25 protein-coding genes and 1 other annotated feature are annotated in these 26041 nt (G+C 38.3%); all 25 genes read right to left on the bottom strand.

Annotated features, from left to right (window positions below; translation table 11 throughout):
• Nucleotides 1–19: 19 nt before the first annotated feature.
• The 25 genes from pyrE to ftsZ all read right to left on the bottom strand — a co-directional run bounded on the left by pyrE (nucleotide 20) and on the right by ftsZ (nucleotide 25923).
• Nucleotides 20–652 carry an orotate phosphoribosyltransferase gene (gene pyrE, locus LG276_RS09910; RefSeq protein WP_224938560.1) on the bottom strand — a complete coding sequence of 211 codons (633 nt, stop codon included), beginning with the start codon at nucleotides 650–652 and terminating at the stop codon, nucleotides 20–22.
• A complete protein-coding gene (pyrF, locus tag LG276_RS09905; protein ID WP_251161457.1) occupies nucleotides 649–1365 on the bottom strand; it encodes an orotidine-5'-phosphate decarboxylase in 717 nt (238 codons plus the stop codon). Before pyrF ends, pyrE begins: the two co-directional genes overlap by 4 nt.
• The gene (locus tag LG276_RS09900) at nucleotides 1337–2278 is read right to left on the bottom strand and encodes a dihydroorotate dehydrogenase (protein WP_224938558.1); all 942 of its coding nucleotides are present in this window, start codon (nucleotides 2276–2278) and stop codon (nucleotides 1337–1339) included. The genes pyrF and LG276_RS09900 overlap by 29 nt, the downstream gene beginning before the upstream one ends.
• Nucleotides 2275–3054 (bottom strand): dihydroorotate dehydrogenase electron transfer subunit, encoded by a 780-nt coding sequence (locus tag LG276_RS09895; protein ID WP_224938557.1) that lies wholly within the window; start codon nucleotides 3052–3054, stop codon nucleotides 2275–2277. Before LG276_RS09895 ends, LG276_RS09900 begins: the two co-directional genes overlap by 4 nt.
• Nucleotides 3051–6269: a carbamoyl-phosphate synthase large subunit gene (gene carB / locus LG276_RS09890; RefSeq protein ID WP_224938556.1), complete on the bottom strand. Its 3219-nt coding sequence runs from the start codon at nucleotides 6267–6269 to the stop codon at nucleotides 3051–3053. The genes LG276_RS09895 and carB overlap by 4 nt, the downstream gene beginning before the upstream one ends.
• Nucleotides 6266–7354 (bottom strand): carbamoyl phosphate synthase small subunit, encoded by a 1089-nt coding sequence (locus LG276_RS09885; protein WP_251161456.1) that lies wholly within the window; start codon nucleotides 7352–7354, stop codon nucleotides 6266–6268. Before LG276_RS09885 ends, carB begins: the two co-directional genes overlap by 4 nt.
• On the bottom strand, nucleotides 7351–8637 hold the full coding sequence (locus tag LG276_RS09880) for a dihydroorotase (protein ID WP_224938554.1): 1287 nt from the start codon (nucleotides 8635–8637) through the stop codon (nucleotides 7351–7353). Before LG276_RS09880 ends, LG276_RS09885 begins: the two co-directional genes overlap by 4 nt.
• Nucleotides 8600–9535, bottom strand: coding sequence for an aspartate carbamoyltransferase catalytic subunit (locus tag LG276_RS09875; protein ID WP_224938553.1), 936 nt, complete (start codon nucleotides 9533–9535; stop codon nucleotides 8600–8602). Before LG276_RS09875 ends, LG276_RS09880 begins: the two co-directional genes overlap by 38 nt.
• Before the next feature lie 203 nt (nucleotides 9536–9738).
• Nucleotides 9739–11016: a uracil-xanthine permease family protein gene (locus tag LG276_RS09870; protein ID WP_224938552.1), complete on the bottom strand. Its 1278-nt coding sequence runs from the start codon at nucleotides 11014–11016 to the stop codon at nucleotides 9739–9741.
• A gap of 131 nt (nucleotides 11017–11147) precedes the next feature.
• A complete protein-coding gene (pyrR, locus tag LG276_RS09865) occupies nucleotides 11148–11690 on the bottom strand; it encodes a bifunctional pyr operon transcriptional regulator/uracil phosphoribosyltransferase PyrR (protein WP_224938551.1) in 543 nt (180 codons plus the stop codon).
• A 186-nt stretch (nucleotides 11691–11876) separates the two neighbouring features.
• Nucleotides 11877–12782 carry an RluA family pseudouridine synthase gene (locus tag LG276_RS09860; RefSeq protein WP_224938550.1) on the bottom strand — a complete coding sequence of 302 codons (906 nt, stop codon included), beginning with the start codon at nucleotides 12780–12782 and terminating at the stop codon, nucleotides 11877–11879.
• A complete protein-coding gene (gene lspA, locus LG276_RS09855) occupies nucleotides 12763–13248 on the bottom strand; it encodes a signal peptidase II (protein ID WP_095369597.1) in 486 nt (161 codons plus the stop codon). Before lspA ends, LG276_RS09860 begins: the two co-directional genes overlap by 20 nt.
• Before the next feature lie 88 nt (nucleotides 13249–13336).
• Entirely contained in the window at nucleotides 13337–13630 is a 294-nt protein-coding gene (locus LG276_RS09850) for a hypothetical protein (RefSeq protein WP_224938549.1), read from the bottom strand.
• A 384-nt stretch (nucleotides 13631–14014) separates the two neighbouring features.
• Entirely contained in the window at nucleotides 14015–16786 is a 2772-nt protein-coding gene (gene ileS, locus LG276_RS09845) for an isoleucine--tRNA ligase (RefSeq protein ID WP_224938548.1), read from the bottom strand.
• A gap of 97 nt (nucleotides 16787–16883) precedes the next feature.
• Nucleotides 16884–17134 (bottom strand) — a binding site (T-box leader).
• A gap of 74 nt (nucleotides 17135–17208) precedes the next feature.
• Nucleotides 17209–17724 (bottom strand): DivIVA domain-containing protein, encoded by a 516-nt coding sequence (locus LG276_RS09840; RefSeq protein WP_095369599.1) that lies wholly within the window; start codon nucleotides 17722–17724, stop codon nucleotides 17209–17211.
• Nucleotides 17725–17868: 144 nt separating this feature from the next.
• Complete coding sequence (locus LG276_RS09835; protein WP_224938547.1) at nucleotides 17869–18645, bottom strand: RNA-binding protein; 777 nt, start codon at nucleotides 18643–18645, stop codon at nucleotides 17869–17871.
• 163 nt (nucleotides 18646–18808) lie between these two features.
• Entirely contained in the window at nucleotides 18809–19075 is a 267-nt protein-coding gene (locus tag LG276_RS09830; RefSeq protein WP_224938546.1) for a YggT family protein, read from the bottom strand.
• Between the two features lie 7 nt (nucleotides 19076–19082).
• Nucleotides 19083–19574: a cell division protein SepF gene (locus tag LG276_RS09825; RefSeq protein WP_404294229.1), complete on the bottom strand. Its 492-nt coding sequence runs from the start codon at nucleotides 19572–19574 to the stop codon at nucleotides 19083–19085.
• A 15-nt stretch (nucleotides 19575–19589) separates the two neighbouring features.
• Nucleotides 19590–20267 (bottom strand): YggS family pyridoxal phosphate-dependent enzyme, encoded by a 678-nt coding sequence (locus LG276_RS09820; RefSeq protein ID WP_224938544.1) that lies wholly within the window; start codon nucleotides 20265–20267, stop codon nucleotides 19590–19592.
• A gap of 4 nt (nucleotides 20268–20271) precedes the next feature.
• A complete protein-coding gene (gene pgeF / locus LG276_RS09815) occupies nucleotides 20272–21090 on the bottom strand; it encodes a peptidoglycan editing factor PgeF (RefSeq protein WP_224938543.1) in 819 nt (272 codons plus the stop codon).
• Nucleotides 21091–21149: 59 nt separating this feature from the next.
• The gene (locus LG276_RS09810; protein ID WP_224938542.1) at nucleotides 21150–21428 is read right to left on the bottom strand and encodes a YlmC/YmxH family sporulation protein; all 279 of its coding nucleotides are present in this window, start codon (nucleotides 21426–21428) and stop codon (nucleotides 21150–21152) included.
• A 356-nt stretch (nucleotides 21429–21784) separates the two neighbouring features.
• On the bottom strand, nucleotides 21785–22564 hold the full coding sequence (gene sigG / locus LG276_RS09805; protein WP_191812371.1) for an RNA polymerase sporulation sigma factor SigG: 780 nt from the start codon (nucleotides 22562–22564) through the stop codon (nucleotides 21785–21787).
• Nucleotides 22565–22709: 145 nt separating this feature from the next.
• The gene (sigE, locus tag LG276_RS09800; RefSeq protein ID WP_095369607.1) at nucleotides 22710–23429 is read right to left on the bottom strand and encodes an RNA polymerase sporulation sigma factor SigE; all 720 of its coding nucleotides are present in this window, start codon (nucleotides 23427–23429) and stop codon (nucleotides 22710–22712) included.
• 38 nt (nucleotides 23430–23467) lie between these two features.
• Nucleotides 23468–24388, bottom strand: coding sequence for a sigma-E processing peptidase SpoIIGA (spoIIGA, locus tag LG276_RS09795; protein WP_224938541.1), 921 nt, complete (start codon nucleotides 24386–24388; stop codon nucleotides 23468–23470).
• Between the two features lie 368 nt (nucleotides 24389–24756).
• On the bottom strand, nucleotides 24757–25923 hold the full coding sequence (gene ftsZ, locus LG276_RS09790) for a cell division protein FtsZ (protein ID WP_224938540.1): 1167 nt from the start codon (nucleotides 25921–25923) through the stop codon (nucleotides 24757–24759).
• Nucleotides 25924–26041 lie beyond the last annotated feature (118 nt).

Genomic DNA, 26041 nt, shown 5'->3' with positions numbered 1-26041 from the left:
AACTTTTCGCCGCACTTATTTATGCAAATGCTTTCCCCCATGCTTGCGGGTCTTTTCTCCATTCAGTTAATACTGCAAAATCGGATGCCTCGATTGTCCCTTGATTCTTTGCAACTTCTTTTAATGATTCAAAATCGGAAAGTGTGTGAACGGAAACATTTGCTGCCTGAAGTAATTCTTCGCCTTTTGCTAATTGATAAGTAAAAATAGCGACCACCCCTAGAACTTCACAACCTGCCTCTCTTAGTGCTTCGACAGCGTTGATCACACTGCCACCTGTCGAAATTAAATCCTCGACGACGACAACTTTTTGCCCGTTCTCCGCTTTCCCTTCAATTTGTTTGCCTTTACCGTGAGCTTTCGCCTTTGACCGAACATAGCACATCGGTAAATTCATCCGATCACTTACCCATGCAGCATGTGGAATGCCTGCAGTCGCTGTCCCAGCAATCACCTCAGCGTCTGCATAATGTTCCTCAATAAGTGCTTGTAGCCCTTGCGCAATTTCATTTCTTACTTTAGGATAAGCTAATGTTAAGCGATTATCACAGTAGATTGGTGATTTAAGACCAGATGACCACGTAAAAGGATCTTTAGGATTTAGTGCGACTGCTTTAATAGTTAATAAACTTTCTGCTATTTGTTTTTTCATACGGAAATACCCTCCCAAAGATTCTTGATTTGATAATAGGCAGCAAGGGAATTAGATGCTCTAGTAATGGATCGCCCTACGACGATTGCTGAAACACCTTCAGAGCTGGCAAAATCAGGTGTTGCCACTCTTTTTTGATCTTGCTTGTCGTCAGTCTCCATTCTTATTCCTGGTGTCACGGTCAAAAAATCAGCGCCCACCTTCTCGGCAATTTGTTTGGCTTCAAAAGGCGAACAAACCACACCATCTAAGCCTGCTTGCTTTGTTATTTGGCTATAATGCAACACAGATTCATTTAAAGAAACAGGGATTAACTGTTCACTATTCATTTGCTGCCTAGATGTGCTCGTTAATTGCGTAACAGCAATAAGCTTTGCCCGTTCCTTTCCTTGCACTTTCCCTTCCTCAAGTCCTTCAACAGCTGCCCGCATCATCTCTATACCACCAGCTGCATGGACATTCACGAGATCACAACCGAGACGAGCAAGTCCTTTCATGGCACTTTTGACTGTATTCGGAATATCATGCAGTTTCAAATCAAGGAAAACTTGGTGGCCTTCAGATTTTAATCGTTCAACAATTTGTGGACCTTCTTGATAATATAACTCCATTCCAACCTTTAAGAATAATTGCTCATTTGTGAAAGGTTTGAGGAAATCTTCCACTTGTTGACGGTTAGCAAAATCAAGCGCGATGATGAGTGAGTTTTTCAACTGTTTTCCAGCTCCTTCCGGTACATTCAGAAATATGATCAAATCCTAAAGAATGAATAAGTTCTGGCAACTCTGCTATGATTTTTGGACAGATAAATGGATCAACAAAGTTCATCGTTCCCACTGCGACGGCGCTCGCCCCGGCATAAAAATATTCAATCACATCTTCAGCTGATTCCACGCCCCCCATACCGATGATTGGAATCGCTACTTGTTGGCTTACCTCATGAATCATGCGAATGGCAACTGGTTTAATGGCCGGCCCAGAAAGACCACCGGTTTTGTTGGCGATTACCGGTTTACCGGTCTTTATATCAATTCTCATACCAACGAGCGTATTGATCATTGTTAATCCGTCAGCACCACCTTGTTCAACAGCCTTTGCCATTTCAACAATATTTGTGACATTCGGCGAGAGTTTCACATATACAGGAACAGCTGATACTTCCTTTACCTTCTTCGTTAATGATTGCGCAATTTCCGGTACGGTTCCAAAAGCAATACCACCTGTTTTCACATTGGGACATGAAATATTTAATTCAAGTGCATGAACATTCGGCGCTTGCGAAATTTCTTTTGCCACCTCGATATAATCTTCTTCCATTGAACCGGCGACATTAGCTATGATTGGTACATCAAATTGCGAAAGCCACGGTAATTCTTCCTCTACGACTTTCGTCAATCCTGGATTTTGCAGCCCGATCGCATTCAGCATTCCGGCAGATGTCTCCGCTACCCTTGGTGTAGGATTACCGAATCTCGCATCTTTCGTTGTTGCCTTAATCATGATCGCACCGAGCTGACTCAAATCATACAAGTCACTGTATTCTCTACCGAAACCGAAGCAACCAGATGCCGGCATTATTGGGTTTTTCAACTCAAGCCCTGGTAAACTAATATTCAAAGCGCTCATATGACAACCTCCCCTGCCTTAAAGACTGGCCCATCGCTACAAACCTTTTTATAAGACACGCCTGTGGGATCTTCTGCTGTATGACATACACAGGCAAAACAAGCACCGATTCCACAACCCATTCTCTCTTCTAATGATAAAAATACTTTTTTATGTCTATATTCTTGTTCAAGTGCGCGGAGCATGGGCGTTGGCCCACAAGTATACAGAACATCGAACGTTATATTTTCATTCTTTATAATATCTGTCACAAATCCTGAATAAGCGTAACTACCATCAGCAGTCGCAATAAAAGTCGGACCTAATTGTTTAAACTCTTCTTCATAAAAAACAGCATTCTTTGTTTGATGCCCGAGGACATGAATGACTTTTACACCATTGGCAGTTAGTCTTTGCGAAAGTTCATATAGCGGGGGGACTCCAATACCGCCACCGACAAGCAATGCCGTATCACAAGCCTCCGTCTCCTCTACAGGAAATCCGTGACCAAGCGGACCTAATACATCAAGAAGGTCGCCTTGTTGTAACGTTGCTAACAAGCGTGTACCTTTTCCTTCTGCACGATAGATCATCGTGAAAGTCTCTTCGTCTTGATTGATATTTGCAATCGAGATTGGTCTTCTTAAAAGCGGTGAAATTCCGTTATTCACTTTCAAATGAACAAATTGTCCTGGCTCTTTCATTTCATGAACAAGCTCACCTTTTACGGTGAGCTCATAAATATTTGTTGCGATTTCTGTTTGATCAATCACTTGACATAATTCTTGTTTGATCATAAGAAAACCGCCTCCTGTACTGCTTTTTCTTCTAAATTATTCATTGCATCAGCAGAGAAAGTCATCGATTCAATTACTTGGAGAATGGCATCTGCTGTATCTAAGGATGTTAAACATGGGACCCCATTTTCAACCGATTCTCTACGAATTCTAAAACCATCTCTTGCTGGCTGCTTCCCTTTTGTTAAGGTGTTTATAACAATTTGCGCTTGACCGTTTCGGATGACATCAAGTAAATTTGGTTCATCTGTGCCAATTTTATTCGTAATATCAACCGGTATACCCGCACTTTGAAGATATTCTGCCGTTCCACTGGTCGCCATCAATCTATAACCGATAGAGGCAAAGCGTTTCGCTAGACTCAAAGCTTCTTCCTTATCTTTATCTGCTACAGTCATTAAAACCGTGCCATATGGATAAATTTTCATTCCTGAAGCAACTAATCCTTTATATAACGCTTTTTCAAGGGTTTGATCTTTGCCCATCACTTCACCAGTGGATTTCATTTCTGGTCCAAGCGTAATGTCAACTCTCCTTAGTTTCGCGAAAGAGAATACCGGTACTTTAACGTATACGCCGGCTTTCTCCGACACTAAACCATTTTCATACCCTTGACTTTGTAATGTTTCTCCTAAAATGACCTTTGTTGCAATTTTTGCCATTGGTACATTTGTAATTTTACTTAAGAAAGGTACCGTTCTACTTGAGCGAGGGTTCACTTCTAACACATAGACTTCACCTTTTGAGATGACATATTGGATATTTAACAATCCGATAATGCCAAGCCCTTTTGCCAATCTCTCGGTATAATCAACCAGCTTCGCCTGAATGCTTTGGCTAATACTTTGCGGAGGATAGACAGCAATCGAATCACCTGAGTGTACGCCAGCTCGTTCGATATGTTCCATAATCCCAGGAATCACTACCGTTTCTCCATCACTAATCGCATCGACTTCGATTTCTTTACCGGTTAAGTAACGGTCGATTAATACCGGATGTTCAGGATTTACTTTTACAGCATTCTTCATGTACAGCAGGAGCTCTTCTTCTTTGTAGACGATTTCCATCGCGCGACCACCTAGTACATAAGATGGTCTGACAAGAACTGGATAGCCGATATCAGTCGCGATCTCCACTGCTTCTTCAACCGATAATGCTGTTTTTCCTTCTGGCATTGGAATGTCTAATTTTTGCAATGCATGTTCAAACTTGTCGCGGTCTTCTGCACGATCAAGATTTTCAAGTGAGGTTCCTAAGATTTTCACTCCTCGTTCAACAAGTCCTGCCGCTAAATTGATCGCCGTTTGGCCACCGAACTGAACGACAACCCCTTCAGGACGTTCTAGGTCGATGATATGCATGACATCTTCTATTGTTAAAGGTTCGAAGTAGAGCTTATCCGAAATACTGAAGTCAGTTGACACGGTTTCTGGATTGTTGTTAATGATGATCGCTTCATATCCTGCCTCTTTAATTGCCCAAACGGCATGGACAGTGGAATAATCGAATTCTACCCCTTGACCAATTCTAATCGGACCAGATCCTAATACGAGCACGCTTTTTCTATCTGTTACAACAGATTCGTTCTCATCTTCATATGCTCCGTAATAATAAGGTGTTTCTGACTCAAATTCAGCTGCACAAGTATCGACCATTTTATAAACCGGTGTAATGCCCGCATTTTTTCTCTTTTCATAAACTTCTCTTTCTTGCATCGACCATATTTGTGCAATTGTCGTATCAGCAAACCCTAGTTTTTTTGCTGCCTGCAAGATTTCTAGATCACCAATATTCGCCGCTAATTGATCCTCCAGCTTAACAATTTTATTGAATTTGTATAAGAAAAACAAATCAATTTGGCTCCATTCATGAATGGTTTCAATGGTGACACCGCGCCTTAATGCTTCTCCGATATAGAATAATCGTTCGTCGCCAGCTTTACGAATCCGCTTTTGTAAAAGGGCATCATCTATTTCATCTCCATTTTGTAATGCGAGATGATGAACATTTGCTTCTAGTGATCGGACAGCTTTTAAAATCGACTCTTCAAAGTTTCGACCAATCGCCATGACTTCCCCAGTTGCTTTCATTTGTGTCCCTAATGAACGGTTAGCCGATTCAAATTTATCAAAGGGCCAGCGTGGAATTTTGGTAACGATATAGTCCAATGCTGGTTCAAAGCTTGCATAAGTTTTCCCTGTTACCGGGTTCATCATTTCATCCAAAGTTAATCCGACAGCGATTTTCGCTGCCAACTTCGCGATCGGGTAGCCAGTTGCTTTAGAGGCTAAGGCAGAAGAACGGCTAACCCTCGGGTTTACTTCAATAATGTAGTAATGGAAACTGTAAGGGTCAAGGGCTAATTGTACGTTACAGCCCCCTTCAATACCGAGTGCTCTAATAATTTTGAGCGAAGCGTTTCTTAACATTTGATATTCACGATCACTTAACGTTTGGCTCGGCGCGACGACAATACTGTCACCAGTATGGACGCCGACAGGATCAATATTCTCCATGTTACAAACAACAATGGCATTGTCATTTGAATCTCTCATAACCTCGTATTCTATTTCTTTAAAACCAGCAATACTTTTCTCTAACAAACATTGCGTCACCGGGCTGTTTTTCAAACCGCTTAAAACAATTTCATTTAGTTCTTCTTCGTCGTGGCAAATGCCTCCACCTGTTCCACCTAGTGTGAAAGCAGGTCTGACGATGACTGGGTAACCAACAATATCAACAAATTGTTTGGCCTCTTCTAGCGTGTGAATAATTTCACTATCTGGTACCGGTTCACCGAGCTCATTCATTAATGTACGGAATAAGTCGCGATCTTCTGCTTGTTCAATAGCCGAAAGTTTCGTACCCAATATCTCGACATTACATTCTTCTAACACGCCTGATTTGGCCAATTCAACGGCCAAGTTTAAACCTGTCTGACCACCTAATGTTGGCACGAGCGCATCTGGACGTTCTTTCCTAATAATTTTACTTACAAACTCAAGTGTTAAAGGTTCGATATAGACTGCATCAGCAATCTCTGTATCTGTCATGATCGTTGCTGGATTCGAATTAACGAGAATGACTCGATACCCTTCTTCTTTTAGTGCGATACAAGCTTGTGTACCCGCGTAGTCAAATTCTGCTGCTTGCCCAATGACAATCGGTCCTGATCCAATTACGAGTATGCTTTTTATGTCTGTACGCTTTGTCATTGATAAACACCTTCCTGTCTGTTCATTTCAATTAGTGTTAAAAACTGTTCAAAAAGTCCGTTGGCATCTTCAGGTCCTGGTGAAGCTTCTGGATGATACTGTACAGTGAAAGCAGGGTGCACTTTATGCTTTAACCCTTCAACTGTGCCATCATTTAAAGCAATATGTGTTATTTCAAGGTCTGTTTGTGTAATTGATGCTTCATCTACGGAGTAGCCATGGTTTTGTGAAGTGATCGCAACCTTACCTGTAGCCAATTCCTTTACAGGATGGTTCGATCCACGATGACCAAATTTCATCTTTTCCGTATTGGCCCCGCAAGCGAGCGCAAAGATTTGATGTCCAAGACAAATGCCGAACAGTGGAACTTTCCCAAGAATCTCTCTAACCATCTCAATTGCTTGTGGCACATCTTTTGGATCCCCAGGGCCATTTGATAACATGATGCCATCAGGACTTAAATTTAAGATTTCTTGTGCAGTCGTGTTGTATGGAACAACAATGACGTCACAATCTCTTTTATTTAATTCTCTTAAAATCCCGTGTTTCATACCAAAATCAACTAATACTACTCTTCTGCCACGCCCTGGTGATGGGTAAGGCGTTTTTGTTGATACTTGCTTTACTTGATCGACTCGCAGTTTAGTTGCTTTCATTTTTTCTAATATCTCGGCAACATTTTCTTCCATGCTACAAATCGTTCCTTTTAAAGTTCCTGCTTTACGGATGATTCTTGTTAATTTTCTCGTATCAATCCCAGCGATGCCTGGAATGTCTTTCATAGAAAAGTACTCAGCAAGCGATTGTTGATGACGAAAATTTGAAGGATATTCCGCTGCTTCTTTCACAATGAAGCCACTGATAGCTGGATGAATGGATTCAAAGTCATCACGGTTAATACCATAATTACCTATTAACGGGTAAGTTAAAGTAACGATTTGACCACAATACGAAGGGTCAGATAACACTTCTTGGTATCCCGTCATGCCTGTATTAAACACGACTTCACCCATCGTTTGTTTACCACTACCAAAGCCTTCACCAATAAATACTGTGCCATCTTCTAAAATTAATTGTCTTTTCATGCTGTTACACTCCCCTTTTTAAAGACTACCTTTCCAGCGACAATTGTCGTTGTTGGCCAACCTTTACACTTCCAACCAGCAAACGGTGTATTTTTACCTTTTGATAAGAAGGTATTAGGATCAATTGCTTCTTCCTTTTCCAAATCAAGCAATACAATATCCGCCCTGCTTCCTTTTTGTAATAGCCCTCTATTTAAAGAGAAAGATTCAGCTGGTTTTCTTGTTAAGAAATCGATGAGTTGCTTTAGTGTGAATATACCTTTCTTTACAAAGTTCGTATAAAGAAGTGGAAAAGCTGTCTCCAATCCTACAATACCGAACGGTGATAAGGTCATCCCTTCAGCCTTCTCTTCTGCTGCATGCGGGGCATGGTCAGTAGCGATAAAATCGATTGTCCCATCTAGTAGACCCTCTAACAGCGCTTCTTGATCGTCTTTGCCTCTAAGTGGAGGGTTCATCTTATAGTTTGTATCAAGACCAGGGATATCTTCTTCTGATAATAATAAGTGGTGTGGCGTCACTTCTGCCGTTACTTTAATTCCTGCCCTCTTGGCATCTCTTACCACACGAACCGATTCTTTTGTGCTAATATGACAAACATGATAATGGCAATTGGCTGCCTCTGCTAATAACACGTCTCTTGCAATATGCACAGATTCACATACTGAAGGGATACCATTTATACCTTGTGCTTTTGAAAACTTCCCTTCATGAACAGCACCTTTATGAATTAGTGTATTCTCTTCGCAATGAGCGACAATTGCCATATCTACTTCAGCTGCCTTCTTCATCGCTGAGTACATCATATCAGCTGACTGTACGCCAACCCCGTCATCAGTAAAAGCGAAGGCCCCTGCTTCTTTAAGTGCTGCAAAATCTGTTAGTTCGGCTCCAGCTTCTCTTATAGTGATGGATGCATATGGTAATACTTCCACTACGCCTGTTTCAGTGATTCTTTTATGTAATGCTTCCATTTGTTCCTTACTATCTGGTACAGGTCTTGTATTTGGCATTGCAGCAATTGTAGTGAATCCGCCTCGTGCCGCTGCCTGTGTACCAGTTGCAATTGTTTCTTTATGTTCACCACCCGGCTCGCGTAAATGGACATGAAGGTCGACAAATCCTGCTGTTACAAGTTGACCTGTTGCATCAATGACCTCATGCTCATTTACTGCGATGGATTGACCGATTTCTTCAATCTTCCCATCATTAATTAACACATCCTGTTGAAGTAATTCCCCTTCATTAGTAAGCAATTGACCATTTTTGATGATGATTCCCATTACGCTCTCCCCTTTCAAATTGTTCAATTATTCTTTTTAATACCGCCATTCTAATAAATACACCATTTTGCATTTGTTTGAAAATTCTTGACCGTTCACACTCAACTAAACTGTCTGCAATCTCTACGCCGCGGTTAACTGGTGCAGGGTGCATAATAATGCTGTCCTTTTTCATCATTTTTTCCCGTTCAAGTGTTAACCCAAATGCCTTATGGTACTTTTCAGCGTCCCATATACCACCTTCATGACGTTCATGCTGTACCCTTAGCAGCATGATGACATCGGCTTCTTTGACCGCTTTATCGATAGACACATATTGTCCATGTTGGGCCATGTCTTGATCGAACCATATTTCTGGTCCTGAGAAAATTACGTTCGCACCTAACCGATTTAAGCTCTCTGCATTTGACCTGGCAACACGGCTATGACGTAAGTCACCAACGATGGCTACCTTTAATCCTTTAAAGCTACCGAATTCTTGTTTGATCGTCAGTAGGTCAAGCAAAGACTGTGTTGGATGATGACCACTTCCATCGCCTGCATTAATAATCGCACTATTGGTCTTCCCAATCAGTTGATCAAAATAACAATTCTCATTATGCCTGATGACAGCTAGTTGAACCCCAATCGCTTCAAGCGTCTTTACTGTATCATAGAGCGTTTCACCCTTTGCCACACTAGAAGTACTCACTTCAAATGGAATAATATCTAAGCCCAACCTTCTTTCGGCTACTTCAAAGCTACACTTTGTTCTTGTACTGTTTTCAAAAAAGAGATTAGCGATAAAAACTTTGTTTTTAGGTTTCCACATTTCACCCTTAATAAAATGCTCTGCATCGGCTAAGATCCCTTGAATTTCGTCTATTGTTAGATCAGTTGTAGTGAGACAATGTTCCATAAAAGACAACCTCCTTTTTTTATTGAAACGTAAAGGTTGATTACCCTTAACTTCTTTGCTTTGCTATTAAAAAACACCTTGACAAAAACAAGTCAAGGTGTCGAATAAACATGAGTGTACAAAGGTGGGATTTTTCTTCCCACTTTGAACTGAGCTCTTCAACACCCTTAGGAACCTCTCTGGATTCCTTTTAAAAGGCGTAATTAGTTTTCAAACATATTCTCATCTACTTCCGGTTTACCCGGTAAGACTAAGTTGAGTATAACCCCAGCAATTGCAGCAATCGCCATTCCCTCTAAGTTGAATACCCAAAGTTGTAAATGCGCACCGCCAATTCCTAATACTAAGATAACAGAGGCGATAGCTAAGTTACGGTTATTACCAAAGTCTACTTTATTATCTACAAGCATCCTTAATCCTGAAGAAGCTATGATACCGAATAGAAGGATTGAAACACCGCCCATAACAGGTGTCGGTATTGAACTTATTAAAGCTGTTACTTTTCCGACAAAACCGAAGACGATGGCAATCACTGCTGCACCTGCAATTACATAAACACTGTAAATTTTGGTGATCGCAAGTACACCGATATTTTCTCCATAGGTTGTTTTCGGTGGCCCTCCTATTAGTGCTGATAACATTGTTCCCATCCCATCACCTAAGATTGAGCGATGTAAGCCTGGGTCTTTAATATAGTCTTTGCCAACGACTTTTCCGAGTACAAGTTGATGACCGATATGTTCAGAAAGAGTGACAACAGCTACCGGGATCATCAATAGAGCAAGATCAAGAGTAATTCTGATATCATAATCCATCACAGGAAAGATAAATTCAGGCATTTCAAACCATGCAGCTTTTGCAACCACTGAGAAGTCAACAATACCAATCATGAGTGAGTATACATAACCGATAATTATACCAGCAAGAATCGGAATCATTCCAAACATCCCTTTTCCATATACTGAGATAACTACTGTAGCAGCAAGTGTAATTAAAGCTGCCGAGAAGTGAAGCATGCTATATTCTCCTGTTACGGGGTTGTTCATTGCCATGTCTATCGCTGTTCCTGATAACGCAAGTCCGATAACGATAATAACAGGTCCTGTAACAATTGGTGGTAATAATTTTAAAATCCAACGATAACCTGCTTGCTTAATAATAAGAGCGACAATCCCATAAACGAGACCTGCCATAAAGCTTCCTATCATAGCAGCACCAGGTCCACCTTCGAGCTGAGCCGTCTGTATAGGAATAATAAATGCGAAAGACGAACCTAGGTAAGCTGGTACTTTCCATTTTGTAATCATTAGGAAGGCAAGTGTTCCGATACCACTTGAGATTAGTGCAATAGCCGGACTTAATCCTACTAAGTATGGTACTAAGATGGTCGCACCAAACATGGCGAATAAATGCTGTAAGCTAAGGGTGAGCCAATGTACTGGCGTTGGTTTATCATGTATGTCTAATACTGGTTTATTCATGGTGGTATTTCTCCCCTTTAATATAAAACCCTCTTTGCCTGCGGACAAAGAGGGTTGGTAAGCATAGACAGGAGCAGTCTATTACTTCCCCCTTTGTCAGCCTCTCTGGACTGCATTTAAAAAGGGCTCATTTATTTTTCAAAAATACTAACTTGATCTGTTTGATCAATTTCATTTAGTTCGACAACTATTTTTTCCGAACTTGAAGTTGGAATATTTTTCCCCACATAATCGGCTCTAATCGGTAATTCTCTATGACCACGATCGACAAGCACACCTAATTGGATAGCTGAAGGTCTACCTATATCAATTAAAGCATCTAATGCTGCTCTTACCGTTCTTCCAGTATAAAGGACATCATCAATAACAATCACTTTCTTATCGTTAATATCAATCGGGATATTTGAACCCTTAACGAGTGGTTCTTGATTATCTGTCTTCTTTGATAAGTCATCTCTATATAGCGTAATGTCAATTTCACCAACCGAAACTTTGGCACCTTCAATTTCTTCTATTCGCTTTGCTAAGCGATTAGCAATATAAATTCCTCTTGTCTTTATTCCAATAAGTACACAATCCTCTATGCCCTTATTCTTTTCAATCATTTCATGAGCTATTCTTGTTAGTGCTCTTCTTATCGCTTGTTCGTCCAGTACAATGGCTTTTTGTGACATCTTTTTCACCTCATTTTATACTAAAAAACCCTCTCACCTAAGGACGAGAGGGTAAACGATTGTACTTTATTTGAACATACAACAACCGTATGTTCATACCGTTTCCTTCCCAGCCTCACGGGACTGTTCTTAAAGGACTTATTTAACTGAATTCATCTTATAACACTTCAACTTATGTGTCAACTATTATTTTTCCAACATAGCAATTAGCTGTTTAAAATCCGTTGGCAATGGTGCAGTAAATTCAAGGTACTCACCTGTTCTTGGATGATTAAACCCTAACACACCTGCATGAAGCACTTGTCCGCCGAATTCAACCGTTTTTCGCGGCCCATATTTCGGATCGCCAGCTAATGGAAAGCCAATATATTTCATATGAACACGTATTTGATGCGTTCTTCCCGTTTCGAGTTGACATTCTATCAAAGTAAAATCTTTAAAACGGTCGATAACATTAAAATGCGTTACAGCATGTTTACCACTATCAACCACCGTCATACTTTGACGATCTTTCGTATCTCTCCCAATTGGGGCATCAATTGTGCCATGATCATGATTGACAACGCCGTGAACAATCGCTTTATATTTTCTCGTCACCGTCTTATTAACAAGTTGATCTACTAACTTCTCATGGGCAAGATCATTTTTAGCAACCATCAGAAGGCCGGAAGTGTCCTTATCAATGCGATGGACAATACCTGGTCTCATAACCCCATTTATACCTGATAAGTCTTTACAATGTGCTAATAAACCGTTTACCAAAGTACCTGTTCCATGCCCAGCCGCAGGGTGTACAACCATTCCCCTCGGTTTATTGACAACTAAAACATCACTATCTTCATAATAAATATCCAAGTCCATATCCTCAGCAACTACATCTAATGGCTCTGGATCAGGAATAATAATATCAAGATGGTCTTCATTTACTACTTTATAATTTGTTTTCACTTTATTACCATTGACAAGCACATGTCCTGCTTTTATCCATTCTTGTACTTGTGTTCTTGACCATTCTGCATTCAGATTAGCCAGCACCTTATCAATTCGATCACCCGCTTGATTATCGGTGACATTATGTTCCACTTTGCTCATTTGCTTTCTCCTTTTTCACTTCTCTTTCCTCTCGTATCATCTGTATTAATAACAACACGACACCTACACATAGAGAGGAGTCCGCAACATTAAATATCGGGAAGTTATATCCGAACGGGAAAGTATGAATAAAATCAACCACTTCTTTTCGCCAAAGACGATCAATAAAGTTTCCAATTGCACCACCTAATATAAGTGCTAATGAGAGCTGAAGAAGCCATTTTCCCTTCGCATGTGTTTGCATATAATAAATGATTCCGATGATGACAATAACAGTAATCAAATAAAAGAACCACATTTGACCTTCTAATATTCCCCAGGCTGCACCTGTGTTCCGATGGGAAGTAATATACAGAAAATCTTCAATGACAGTAATACTTTCACCAAGCGTAAAATTCTTGACAATTAACCATTTAGTCCATTGATCAAAAGCAATAATCAATAAAGCGATTATGTAGAAAAACACAAAGGCAACCTCCAATATTCATTTGTATACCTTTGCATTTTAGCATAAACCCATAAAAAACGGTAGCTTTGCTCTTTAAGCGATCGTTTTAATCATAAAGGGCTTTACGATAGAACCTTTTAAGAGACTGACAATCGTCCATTGTTTTTAACGTAGGGATTAATGTTAATAAATCTTCTGGCAAAAACTCACCAGAAATTTCACATGTGCCGAATTGGCCATTTTCATACTTCTCAATCGCCTTTTCAACATCATATAATTCATCTAATATCATTTCATTTATAAAGGGGTGAAGATTACTTTGCATTAACCTCTCAAGTAACTCTTGTCTCGTATTACGAAGCTCTTCAATTAGTGGAATAACATGTGGTTGATTGTTCAAAAAAATCCCCCTTCATCCTACAAGATTGTTCATAAAGTTATTATGAGCAACTGGCTAATTTTGAACGCCTCTAAAGATTTTACAAGGTGAACAAGTTTTGCAGGTTGAGGAAAATTTTATTAGTTTTTACTCATAATCAAGAAGGATTAAAGAAATGGAAAGTGTGAAAAGCCGAGACATAATAAAAATGATGCACTAAAATATTGGCTAACATTTTCTTCATCTGATGCATTTTGTTACAGTCGCTTTTATTATAAATAAGGCAAAAGTCATTTAGCTTTACTTCATTTTCTATCTTCATTCATTCTTCTTATATAATTAGAAAAAGACCCGAACGGTTCGTCCGGGCCAAAATTAGGGTAGTTCTTTTTAACCTAGTACCACTTAGCTCAAATGGCTATAGTTTTCTTTCACGACAGTAGCACAACGTGGGCAGAGTGTTGAAAATTCATCTACTTCCCCAACTTCTGGTGTGACAGTCCAACAACGTTCACATGTTTCGCCTTCAGCTTTGGAAACTAGGATTGCTACATTGTCAAATTTATGTGCTTCATTTGGTGCTTGTTCTAAGCTGCCTGCCACTTCAAATGCAGAAACGATAAAGAGTTGTGGTAGGCTCTCTGAAATAGAATCAAGTAATGAATTGGTTTCGTTATCGACATACAACGTTACTTTTGCTGTCAATGATTTACCGATTACTTTTTCATTTCGTGCTTCTTCTAGAGCTTTTAGGACATGATTTCTTAGTTTCATGAATGCTGTCCATTTTGCCGTTAATTCTTCCGCATTGGCAAAAGTTTCTACTGACGGCATATCTGTCAATTGAACACTCATCTCTTCCACGCTTGGAATGTGACGCCACACTTCATCAGCTGTATGAGAAAGAATCGGTGATACAAGCTTAGTAAGGGCAACTAAGCTATCATAAAGCACTGTTTGAATCGCACGACGATCATGTTGATCTTGCGCTTCAATGTACAACACATCTTTCGCAAAGTCTAAATAGAACGAACTTAAGTCTAATGTGCAGAAATTATTCACAGCATGGTAAATACCTGCAAATTCATAGTTCTCATATGATTGAAGCGATGTTTCGATTAGTTTATTTAACTTCACTAACATAAACTGATCGACTTCACGTAAATCATCATAAGAAACGCGATGTACTGCTGGATCAAAATCAGCTAAGTTTCCTAATAAGAAGCGGAAAGTGTTTCTAATTTTACGGTAAACTTCTGCTACTTGTTTTAAGATTGGATCAGATACTCTTACATCTGCTTGGTAATCAACTGATGCAACCCATAGTCTTAAAATATCTGCACCTAATTGGTTCATCACTTTTGAAGGTACAATGACATTACCAATTGACTTACTCATTTTTCTCCCTTCACCATCTAAAACAAAGCCGTGACTTAAGATGCCTTTATATGGCGCCTTACCAGTTACAGCGACACCTGTTGATAATGATGAGTTAAACCAACCTCTATATTGGTCAGACCCTTCTAGATAAAGATCTGCTGGTCTTTGTAAATCTTCACGCTCTAGCAATACTGCTTGATGCGAAGAACCTGAATCAAACCACACATCCATAATATCAGTTTCTTTTGTAAATACACCATTTGGGCTACCTGGATGAGTAAATCCTTCAGGCAATAATTCCTTTGCCTCTTTTTCAAACCACACATTAGAACCGTGCTCTCTAAATAGGTTGGATACATGATTAATGGTTTCGTCTGTAATAATCTCTTCTCCATTTTCTGCATAGAAGACAGGAATTGGCACACCCCATGCGCGCTGTCTAGAAATACACCAATCGCCACGATCACGAACCATATTATAAAGCCTTGTTTCGCCCCATGCTGGTGTAAATGTTGTATCATTAATTGCTTGCAATAATTCCTGTCTAAAATCTTTAATTGAAGCAAACCATTGAGCCGTTGCACGGAAAATAACTGGTTTTTTTGTACGCCAATCATGTGGATAAGAATGCTTGATAAAAGAAAGCTTCAATAACGCGCCGACTTCTTCTAATTTTTCAGTGATTGGTTTATTCGCCTTATCATAGAAAAGACCTTCAAAGCCAGGTGCTTCTTCTGTCATTACACCTTTATCATCTACTGGACATAATACATCTAAGCCATATTTACTTCCGATGTAAAAGTCGTCTTCACCATGTCCTGGAGCCGTATGAACACAACCAGTACCAGCGTCTGTAGTTACATGGTCACCAAGCATAACAAGTGAATCACGGCCATATAATGGATGTTCAGCAGTCACATATTCTAAGTCACTACCTTGAATGGTTTGAACGACCTTAGGATTTTCCCAGCCAATCTCTTCTGACACTGTCGCTAGCAGGTCTTCAGCTACTAAATATTTTTCGTTATCCACTTCAACGACAACATATTTTAGTTTCGGGTGGACAGAAATACCTAAGTTAGCTGGCATTGTCCAAGGAGTGGTTGTCCAAATAATAATACGTACGTCATCAGTTAAAACATCTTTGCCATCTTTCACTTTGAATCCTACATAAATGGAAGCGGATTGCTTATCTTTATATTCAATCTCAGCTTCAGCTAATGCAGACTCAGATGATGGTGACCAGTAAACAGGTTTCTTCCCTTTATAGATATAACCTTTCTTCGCCATCTCACCAAAAACTTTAATTTGTTGGGCCTCATAGGCAGGTTTTAATGTAATATAGGGATTTTCCCAATCTCCACGAACACCTAATCGCATGAATTGTTCACGTTGATTTTCGATTTGACCGTACGCATATTCTTCACAAAGCTTACGGAATTCTGCTACCGTCATTTCTTTACGTTTTACACCTTTATTCGTTAATGCTTGTTCAATGGGTAATCCATGCGTATCCCAACCAGGAACATATGGTGCATGGTAACCACTCATTGATTTATAGCGGTTGATAAAGTCTTTTAAAATTTTATTTAATGCATGTCCGATATGAAGATCGCCATTCGCATAAGGAGGTCCGTCATGCAGAACAAACAAAGGTTGATTTTTTGTGCGCTCAAGCACTTTTGCATAAATATCTTGTTCATTCCATTCTGTTTGCATTTCAGGTTCTCTTTTTGGCAAATTTCCTCTCATTGGGAAATCTGTTTTAGGCATTAATAAAGTATCTTTGTAATCCATAGCTCATTTCCTCCTCAACATACTACATAACATTATGACCAAAGTAGCGTTCATACATAAGGTACGCGGAAAAAACACAAAAAACCCCTCATCCCAAAAAAGGGACGAGAGGTTATATATTCCCGCGGTACCACCCTTGTAGATAGAGAAATTCCTATCCGCTCAAAAATCAATTCGTAACGTGAACGTCTACGCCTTACTCTAACTTTTTAGCTCAAGTAAGGAACTCAAGGGTGATGTTCAAATTCTTCTTCTTAATATCAGGCTTTCACCTACCCTGAATCGCTGAAGTGGAAATCCACTCTTTTAAGTAAGATAGAATGCTACTATCCCTGTCATCGTTTTATCATGTTTTTTCTAGATTATATGCGATAGGATACAACTTCGTCAAGTCGTCGTTTATCTTAAAAGATAAAAGTATCTTATACTCTAGATTCTTCTTCTTTTGTAGACTTTAATTCTGTTGTATCTAGCTCATACTCCATTAAGTGGTCCCAGTCATCATTCTGCAGCATATCTAATTGGGCTTCAATTAACATTTTAAAACGATTTCTAAATACTTTCGATTGCTTTTTCAAATCTTCTATATCTAGCGCAATCTTCCTTGCTTTAGATAATGATTCATTCACAATCCTATCGGCGTTTTTCTCCGCTTCCCGAATAATTAACTTTGCCTCTTTCTGTGCGTTTCGCTTCACTTCTTCCCCAGCTTCTTGCGCAACAACAATCGACTTATTTAACGTCTCTTCGATCGTATTAAAATGTCCGACTCTTTCATTTAAGTCGTTTAAACGCTCTTCTAATTCCTTCTTCTCACGAATAATGATTTCATAGTCTTTAATCACTTGATCTAAAAACTCATTTACTTCATCTTCATCATATCCACGAAAACCTTTGCTGAACTCTTTGTTATGAATATCTAATGGTGTTAATGGCATAAGGCCACCTCCTAGATCAGTTGGTCAAATTATGTACATTTGTTAACATGTAATTCGACAGTTTCTTGCAGATTCCTGCATAAAATTCGATACACTTTCAATTTTATATCGGTAACACACTATAATCATTATAGCTAAAAAAGATTATTTTTGTATACCGACAACTACTTTCCATTTTTCTTTCTTCGTTTTTCCCTCAATCGCAATAACCTTACAGCGCCCATAGCCTCTTACTGAAATTGTATCACTCTCACGGCAATCGAATGCTACATTTTCTTTCATTGCCCAATTTACTTTTACTTTTTTTGCAGAAATGAGTTGTTGCGCCTTTTGTCTAGAAAAATTATAAATCGATGCAATCAGCGTATCAAGTCTTAAGGATGACATTGTAAAAACTTTTTCTTGCCACTGCTCTTTTGCATCGATAACAGATGCAAATGGCTTTTCTTCAAGTTGAACAGAAGCTTTCCCAACAGATTCTAATTGCATAGAAATATAAGAGGATACTTCCTTAGAGACAATTACTTGTATCGTATGACCTTCAAACAAAATATCTCCAAATTTACTTCTTTTCAATCCGAGTGACATCAGGCTTCCAAGTACTTGAGGATGCTCGATTAATACGAATTTATGCGGATAATTTACTTGGTATAATTCTAAGCGAAAATCGTCCATTTCCGGTATAAAATAATCTGGAAAAATAAGCGCGCGTTTTCTTTCAGCGTTTCTATGTCCACCGTCAAATTGTACGCGCACATCACTTTGAGAACCAATGATGGTGTGTAAAATATCTTGTTCCCTTGGATCGAGAAAATCTGTAAGCTTAGGCGCATACGTTTGTTCAACCGTTTGTCGCCAACTTAACACTTGATCAATAAACTCTCTCTCTTCCGTACGAAAATGTTGATATAGATTTGACATTTGCTTACTCCTTTAAAACTGGTTAGGCAAGAAAAGCCTAACTATGTTTAACAATTGTATAATAGTATAACATTTATTTTTTATTTGTTTTACAATTGTCTTAGAATCCCGATGAATAGTCATTGAAAAAACAAAATACGAGCTAAGCATTAGCTCGTATTTTCTACATCATCCAAAAAAATATTTGTCTAATTCCGGATGTAGCTAAATTTAATACTAATATGGCTACAATCGGCGAAATATCTAACATCCCACCAATTGGCGGAATGACACGTCTAAATGGTTCAAGAAAGGGTTCACAAATTTTTGTTAAAATTTGCCCAATACTAGATTCTCTTGCATTCGGAAACCATGACATGAGTATGTATATAATCAATGCCCATGAATAAATCTCCACGGCTGTTATAATAATCGAAAATAAAGTTGCCATATTTAATTTACCACCTCGAGTTTTCTTCTTCCTGTTCCTGAATTATTTGTGAAATATTACCAGATACTTCGACATTTTCAGGTGTACATAAAAAGATGTCCATTCCAATTTTTTGTATATCTCCACCAATGGCATACACAGTTCCACTTAAAAAATCAACAATGCGCTTTGCCTGGCTTTTATCAATTCTTTGAAGATTAACCACAACAGCTTTTCTATTCTTCAATTGATCAGCAATTTCTTGAGCTTCAGCATAGACGCGCGGCTCCACAAGGACAACTTTTGATGATTTTTGCTGACCGCCTTGTCCTTGGACGGATTGTAAACTTACGACATTTTGTTTTGTTGCAGCATGCTGCCTTTGAGAAGCCCGCACAGAGGTTGTTTCTTGCTCTTCTTTACGATCCCTACTGTTAGCGTAATCATCTTCTCTTGTCTCATAGTTGTCTTCTTCGTCTTCTAAAAAGAAATATGATTTAAACTTTGATTTTATACTCATCTGCACCTAGCCTCCTTACTTTTCTTTTCCAACTAAAGCCGTTCCTATACGGACCATTGTTGTCCCTTCTTCAATAGCAATTTGATAATCATTGGACATCCCCATTGATAATTCTTTACACGGTGCATGAGATAATTGAAGGGATAATACTTCTTGCTGAAGTAACTTCAAATTTCGAAAACAATTTCTTAATACTGTCTCATCACTTGTAAGTGGTGCCATTGTCATTAGACCAACTACTTCTATTTGTTTAAAATCTGACAGTGCTTTAACAAAAGGAATGATTTCTTCTTTGGATAACCCTTGCTTCGAATCTTCTCCAGACACATTAACTTGTATAAAGCATTTAATTGGTTTATTCGCTCGCTTTTCAATCTCTTTTGCCAGAGACATACGATCTAATGAATGGATATAATCCACCTTATTGATGATATTTTTTACTTTTCTAGATTGTAAGCTTCCGATATAATGCCAAACAGCCCCATTTTTAATGACAGCTTGTTTTTCTAATAGGCCTTCATCACGATTTTCTCCAAGGTTATTAACCCCCGCGGCAATTGCCTCCTGCGCTCTTTCTGTTGATACATATTTTGTCACAGCGATAATTTTCACTTCATCACTAGAACGATTAACTTTCTCACAAACAGCTTGTATATTTTCCTGTATATTCTCTAGGTTTGTTTGTACATTCAAGATGCTATTCCTCCTCACGCAAACCAATAAAGCTCATCATTCTACCCGTTTTTCCGTCATCTCTTCGGTGTGAAAAAAACAAGGAGTCATGACAGCTTGTACAATATTCAGTAGTATGAATATTATCTTGTAAAACACCATATTTCTGCAATAAGAGCTGATTACATCGTTTTAAATCTAATTGATATTGACCTTTAGCTATTTCATTATAAACACTAGGAGCTATTTCTCCTAGGCAATCGTTCACCTTGTTAATAACATGATTATCTACAATATAACAAGAGCGACATATGCCCGGGCCTATAACAACTTCGACCTCTTGTGGATGAATTCCTTTTTCACGGAAGGCAGCAATCGCATTTTTAGCGATTTCAAAGACCGTCCCTTTCCATCCTGCATGAGCAACAGCCATATGCTGACTCTTTGGATGAAAGAAATATAGTGGAATACAGTCAGCGTAACACATGGTTAATAATAAATCTTTTTCATCTGTAAACAAGGCGTCTGTAGCAGCAAATGCTGTATCATACTCTTTTGCGCCTTTACCTCTATCTTTAGTTTGAACATATTCAATATGAACACCATGAGTTTGTTCTGCTCCCACCCAATTCTCTAATGGAAATTGTAATTCTTGTGCTAATGCTATTCGATTTTGTATAACATGCACTTGTTGGTCACCTACATGAAAGCCAAAGTTTTGCGATGTGTAAACTTTGTCACTATACCCATCATTTTTAGTTGTAAACCCGCAGGTAAGTCCATATTTTTCAAACCAATGTTTTATGATCAAATATTTTTCATTCGTTAATTGAAATGGCTCCATACACTTTCCCCATTTTTTTCTTTAGTTTACCATATTGCGATTAAGGTTTACAGCTATAACTATCGATTGCTATATTCTTCTTTTGGTTCATTTAATTGATATTGATGAGGAAAACGGACAAGGATCACGTCCTCCCCAATCTTTAAGATATCGCCCCATTCAATCACAATATCCTCCAGCTTATTAAAAAAAGGAAGCATCTTGTTTTGTTGACTAATGAAAATACAGTCTATTTTCCCAGTTTCTACATCGATATCAATATCACTAATAAATCCTAACTTCTTACCATCTGCAACATTAATAACATCTTTCATTTGAAAACTTGAGATCCTCATCATCTAAAACGCCTCCTTTTATTACAATATATGTTGAGAAAGATTAAAAATACCGAGTTCAAATTTGGTGTGATTTGAGACTAAGTAGATCTCAAGATGTTTACTTATAATATTTGTCAAGCAAGCATGTATTGTAGGTGTATCCTACTTTTTTGCGAAGTAGTTCTTCTGCTTTTGTCCGTTAATGCAAATCAAATATTGTATCCAGTTTTACCTATTTGTATATATTTTCTATGAGATTTCTTACATTTTCCCTTATGTTATGCAAGCTCTCACGGAAGCATCTTTTTTGGAATAGCACTCACATCCATACAAATAAAAAAGAGCTTAACACATTTGTGTCAAACTCTCCTGGCATATTAGCTTTGAATATTTTTATTCATTTGTTTAATAGCTGCTTTTTCTAAGCGTGAGACCTGTGCCTGAGAAATACCAATTTCTTCAGCAACTTCCATTTGTGTTTTTCCTTGAAAAAACCTTTTGCGTAATATCATTTTTTCTCGATCATTCAGGCGTCTCATGCCTTCTTTCAGTGCAAGCTCTTCTACCCATTGAATATCCTTATTCTTTTCATCACTGAGTTGATCCATTACAAAGATTGGGTCGCCGCCATCATTATAAATAGGCTCAAAAAGTGATACAGGATCTTGTATTGCATCAAGGGCGAAAACAATTTCTTCATGCGGAATATCCAATTCTTTCGCAATCTCTTCAGCTGTTGGTTCTTTTGAAGTTTTACTCATTAGGCGTTCTCTTACCTGCAAGGCTTTATAGGCGATATCACGTAAGGAACGAGATACCCTTATTGGATTATTATCGCGTAAATATCTACGGATTTCTCCAATAATCATAGGAACAGCATAAGTGGAGAATTTTACATTTTGGCTTAAATCAAAATTATCAATAGATTTCATAAGACCGATACAGCCAACTTGAAATAAGTCATCAACAAATTCACCCCTATTATTAAACCGTTGAATGACACTTAAAACGAGTCGGAGGTTCCCATTTACTAGGCTCTCCCTTGCTGATATATCTCCATTATGCATTTGCTTGAAGAGTGCTCTCATTTCTTCGTTCTTTAGTACTGGAAGCTTTGATGTATCTACTCCGCAAATTTCTACTTTATTTCGAGTCAATCCCATTCCCTCCTCACAGGAGCTGCTGTACAAAAATCAGTATCTCCGCGAGAAGGAAAAATATGCACAAGAAAAATGCGCATAAATTGCAAAAAAAAGAAATATCCTTTATTTAACAGATATTTCAACGACGAAAAAAATTTTTTTACACCATTTTATTGAATTCTTTTTTCAAACGTTTAATGATTCTTTTTTCTAATCTTGAAATATAGGATTGAGAAATCCCAAGCATATCGGCAACATCTTTTTGTGTTTTTTCCTCATCCTCACCAAGTCCAAAACGCAATTCCATGATTTGTTTTTCTCTATCAGATAATTGATGAAGTGCTTTGATTAAAAGCTTTTTATCGACATTTGCTTCTAAATCCTTAGTGATTATATCTTCCTCTGTGCCAAGAACGTCTGATAATAATAATTCATTCCCATCCCAATCAATATTAAGTGGTTCATCAAACGAGACTTCCGAGCGAATTTTGTTATTTCTACGTAAATACATTAATATCTCATTTTCAATACATCGTGAGGCATATGTAGCCAGTTTGATTTTTTTCTCCGGATTAAAAGTATTTACTGCCTTTATTAAGCCAATAGTTCCTATACTAATGAGATCTTCAATATTAATGCCTGTATTCTCAAACTTGCGTGCAATATACACTACTAAACGCAAATTCCGTTCAATTAAAATTGACCTTGCTGCTTGGTCTCCTTTAGGAAGCTTGTTTAACAATATTGCTTCTTCTTCTTTACTAAGTGGCGGGGGAAGAGCTTCGCTACCACCTATATAATATATTTCATCTGTCTTTAAACCTAATTTCATTAAAAGCTTATACCAATAATATGATAAGCGAAATTTAAGTTTACGCACTCTTTCTCCTCCCTATAATGGTTTATTTCTCATGCAATTTAACTAACCTTCTTTGCACCTGTTAACATTTTTGGATGTACGATGCATTGAAAGCGATTCTCTGGGGACAATTTTTGCATAGTAAATGAAATTAGTCCTTTATCCACTGCAATGACTTCATTATCTTTAACCAAAGTAATTTTCTCTGGTTTGAGGGCAAGTCGCATTTGATTATCGTTACCGACCACCTTTGCAGGAATCACGCGGACAACTGACATCCAATCGTTCGGGATTTCCCACCTGCCTTCTATCGCACCATCTGGATCTTTTGCCATTGTCGTAATCGCTTCTGGAAAAGACTCTTTATACTGGTCAATCGAAACAATCATCACAGGTACTCTTGTTAATGGATCGTAAAGCTGATTACCACTATCTATTAGACCTTGGAACTCATAAGTTTCGCCTTTTAGTTGAATTTGGACATTCACATTTGACTCATAATTGATCTTGGTCATTTCAATAGAATCATAATTTTTCTTTGAAAAATGCCAGGCAATAGGGAAACCTAATAATACGAACAGCCAGCTAATAGGATCACCAAAGCCCTTTACGGATGCAAGCATCACGGTTGATGTTAGATCTAAATCAAATTGAATAAAATAATGAACAGCAATTAAACTACCACCGATTAAAAAGGTTACTGCATAAAATGTACTTAACGCTTTAATAAAAAATGTTAATCTTCTAAAACCAAATACAATAAAAACCATGAAAATAGAAAATAACCACTTACCTATTGGATGACTGGAGTATGCATGAATCGGTGTAATGGATAATAAGATTATTATTGAGCCTACCAAACCTCCTGTGGCTATTCTCCATAATTTAACTTCGATTTTCAGAAGAATAGACGTTAAATATAGGAGAAGACTATCAAACAACAAATTTAATGCCCAAATAATATCTAAATAAATGGCCAATCTGCCTTCTTCCCCCCTAAAACTAACAATGTATATTCTTATGGGTGGCTGTCTTATTGATGTGCTAAAAAAAGTATAGCCTATTCATCAAGATAAAGATGTCACTTTCTGTTGGTAAAACAGCAGAAATTTTCACTATTCTTTTCTTTTTTTGTCAGTTTTTTGCGGTCTGTCTCAACTGGGGGGAATGGCGAAAATGGGGCAGTTTTTAATATGACTAACTTTTTAGAGAGTTCTTATCTTTGATTAACATTAATATAAAAAAGTATTTTACTAATCGTACATCTATTTGTGGGGCATTCTTTTTTTAAAACAAAAAAAAGCCAATGTCCTTAAATTAGGACATTAGCTTTCTTACACAAATTGAATTATCTTCTGCGGTTACGGTTTCTTAAAAACGTTGGGATATCTAATGTATCTTCTGGATGTTCCTTTGCTGTATTCCTTGTTGGCTGCTCATGTGTTGCAGCTTCTTCCCGCTCGCGTTCACGATACGTTTCACGCTTTTGCACCTGTGATCCTACACCAACGTTCCCTTTATTCTGGCCGAATGCCGGCTTTGAAGGCTTTGTTTGAATAACTTCTTCATTGAAGCCAGTCGCGATAACTGTTACAACAATCTCATCCTTCAAATCCTCATTGATAACAGAACCAAAGATCATATTAACATCTTGATCTGATGCTGATGCAACAATATCTGCTGCTTCTTGTACTTCATACAAGCTTAAGTTTGATCCGCCTGTAATATTCATCAGAACCCCTTGCGCACCATCAATAGACTTTTCTAATAATGGAGAAGAGATGGCCTTCTTGGCAGCTTCTGCTGCTCGATTTTCTCCTGCAGCTAATCCGATTCCCATAAGTGCAGAACCTTTATTGGACATAATTGTTTTTACATCAGCGAAGTCCAAGTTAATCAAACCAGGTGTGGCAATCAAATCTGAAATACCTTGAACCCCTTGGCGAAGAACATTATCTGCTTCACGGAATGCTTCAAGCATCGGTGTACTTTTATCTACAATTTCTAATAAACGATCATTAGGGATGACAATCAATGTATCCACAGCATCTTTCATAGAAGCTATTCCACCAGCTGCTTGAGTAGAACGTTTACGACCTTCAAATGTAAAAGGCCTTGTCACAACACCCACTGTTAAAGCGCCTAAATCACGTGCGATTTGAGCTATTACAGGAGCAGCACCAGTACCTGTTCCTCCACCCATTCCAGCAGTAACAAATACCATATCTGCACCTTTTAATGCTTCTTCAACTTGCTCTTTACTTTCTTCAGCTGCCTTTTTTCCTACTTCTGGATTGGCACCTGCACCAAGCCCTCTTGTCAATTTACCACCAATTTGCATCTTTACTTCGGCTTTGGATAGGTTTAGTGCTTGAGCATCTGTATTCACTGCAATAAATTCAACACCTTGTACACCATGCTCAATCATACGGTTAACGGCGTTATTTCCTCCGCCACCAACTCCAATTACTTTTATCGTTGCTAATGAATCTAAATTCGTATCAAATTCCAACATGACAAATCCTCCTAATTCGTCGATATTCCTAAGAACACCTTTTTTTCGATTCGCTCATTTATCTTGATGATTAACTGTTTAATAGCTAACTAACATCTACTGTAAATTTACAATCTGC

Origin of the sequence: Cytobacillus kochii, assembly GCF_044790165.1 — a bacterium.
Taxonomy (GTDB): Bacteria; Bacillota; Bacilli; order Bacillales; family Cytobacillaceae; genus Cytobacillus; species Cytobacillus kochii.
This window is presented reverse-complemented; position numbering and strand designations above follow the sequence as displayed.